We start from the raw sequence: 2,228 nt of genomic DNA, 5'->3' as shown, positions 1-2,228 counted from the left end.
CCTCCCCTCATCTGGTCCGGCCTGAACTGGAAAATTCGGCCTTTGGGTTGAGGGCGAATCCGGCGGTGAACTCGCTGGGCGTAATGTCGCCGAGCGAGGAGTGCGTCCGGAAGAGAACGCCTGGGCTAAGCCTAGTCGCGAAGCGGCTTCGGCTTGGATGAATTGTCAGTTGGCTTCACACCTATCTCATCTCTCGGACTCATAACCCCCTTCTCGATCTACAAGCATCGCGCATACGATATCGCAGATTTCAAGGATCATTCCCGGCGTAACCACTTCCAAGGGAGCGCGTGCTTCCAACAGAGCCGTTGGTTTGGAAAGCGCCAGATAGATATCCCAGGCATCGGCATCCTCCGCAAGCGTCAACACGGTAAGGGTCAGCAGATACTTGGTCGGCTCCAACTGCCAATCGGGAATCCGGTATCCACGATCATCCTGGAACAGCGCAAGCAACCGCTTGGCCTTAATATCCCTGACAATCTGTTCACAAGACCTCCCCGCCAGCTCGGCATACACGGACAATGGGAGGTTATTCGGCGCCTCGTAGGCATCTAGCTTGCCGCGATCTGGCAATGATGACGGGACTGCCGGGGAACCTGGCACAGACACAACAGGCGCCTCTCCCCTGACTGGAGTTTCCGGCGGAACCACAATCACCATTGTGCCGCCTTCCAAGCGGATAACACGGGCAACTTGGCCTACCTCGCGATTTTGAGGAGTGTTCACCTGCTCCACGACAGGCATACGGGCCGCATTGACGCCTTCTTGCTCTAGCCTGTCCAAGCAGTCGGCCCAGTCCTGCATCATGCGCCGACGTTGCTCCACGTATTCAGCATGATTGTAGGCAGCGCCACCGCCCTTGGTATCCGCATGCGACAGTTGGGCGTCGATCCAGGCCTTGGGGTAACCATATTCGTTCAACGCGGTCGCGATCGTGGCACGAATACCGTGACCGGTTAGCTGCCCTTCGAACCCCAATGACTTGAGCGCCTGATTCAGCGTATTCTCGCTGATCGGCTTTTTCAGATCGCCGCGATGCGCCAACAGGTAGCACTGACCCGGACGCCTTGTGCCCAGCAGATGGCGTACGACCTCAATGGCCTGAGTTGACAGGGGCACAATGTAGGGCGGTACGTCTTGCGGCCGCTTGCCCTGCTTGCGCGTCGTCAGCTGCAGTTGCTTCACGAGCGCCGCCGGCATGATCCAGAGTCCACGATCCAGATCGAACTGATCCGGTATCGCGGACCGCAGCTCGCCGGTGCGTACACCCGTCAGCAACAGCAGATGCAAGCTCAATCGCGTTTGCCGGCGGCCGCGATAGCCACGCAACCCGTGCAGAAGCTGCGACAGCTCTTCCATCCGCAGGAATGGATTGTGGGCAACCGGCGGCTTCGGCAGAGCAACAACGTCCAGACCCAGTGCGGGATTCCTCTCGAGTCCCGGGAACTTGACCATGGCGAAACGAAAAAGCTGCCGAAGCCAGAGCCGACACTTCTGGGCGATCGTGAACGCCTTGCGCGCTTCTATCTTCGCCAACACCTGTACCAGATCGGCACGCGTGATGTCGTACACCGTCCGCTTGCCAAGCGTCGGCAGGATGTCCTTGCGGAAGACCTGCTGCATCTGCGCAAGACTGCCTTGACGCCCGGGCTTCAGGCTGGAGCGGCGATGTTCGATCCATGTGTTGAAGACGGCCTGGAAGACCTGCTCTTCCGCCAGACGCCGTACTCGCCGTTCACGCTTGCGATGCTCCTGGGGATTCACCCCGCGGGCCACCAAAGCCCGGAGGGCTTCGCGACGAATTCGTGCGTCTTTGAGGCTAACCTCCGGGTAGGTGCCCAAGGACATACGCCGCTGCCTGCCGAGCCAGCGGTAGCGGAAATGCCAGCTCTTGCCGCCGTTGGCGGCGACGTAGAGTGCCAGCCCGCGACCATCGCCGAGGGTATAAGCCTTGCCGGTGGCCGGGGTCTGCCGGACCGCGATGTCAGTGAGAGGCATGGCGCCGCTCCTGACCCGAGCCGGAAACGGATGATCCTAGCGCCGCCAGACAGCGGCATCCAGGTCAGTCCATGCCCGCCACTCCCCTGAAAAAGACCCCAAAAATGGACTAAAAATCACTGGCTGTAGATGGATTCCGGCGAACGTCCGTGGAACACCTAAACCACAAGGGGCCAAAACCCCTCTTTTCCAGTCCTCCATGGACGTCCCTGGAACGCCATGGAACCTAA

Annotated in this window: 1 protein-coding gene; it reads right to left on the bottom strand. The window is 59.9% G+C overall.

The window, feature by feature from the left end; all coding sequences use genetic code 11:
• Positions 1-186: 186 nt before the first annotated feature.
• The gene (locus AB5T46_RS20290) at positions 187-1,998 is read right to left on the bottom strand and encodes a tyrosine-type recombinase/integrase (protein ID WP_370565924.1); all 1,812 of its coding nucleotides are present in this window, start codon (positions 1,996-1,998) and stop codon (positions 187-189) included.
• Between the last annotated feature and the right edge of the window lie 230 nt (positions 1,999-2,228).

It is taken from the genome of Luteimonas salinilitoris (assembly GCF_041300785.1).
Lineage (GTDB): Bacteria > Pseudomonadota > Gammaproteobacteria > Xanthomonadales > Xanthomonadaceae > Luteimonas > Luteimonas salinilitoris.
This window is presented reverse-complemented; position numbering and strand designations above follow the sequence as displayed.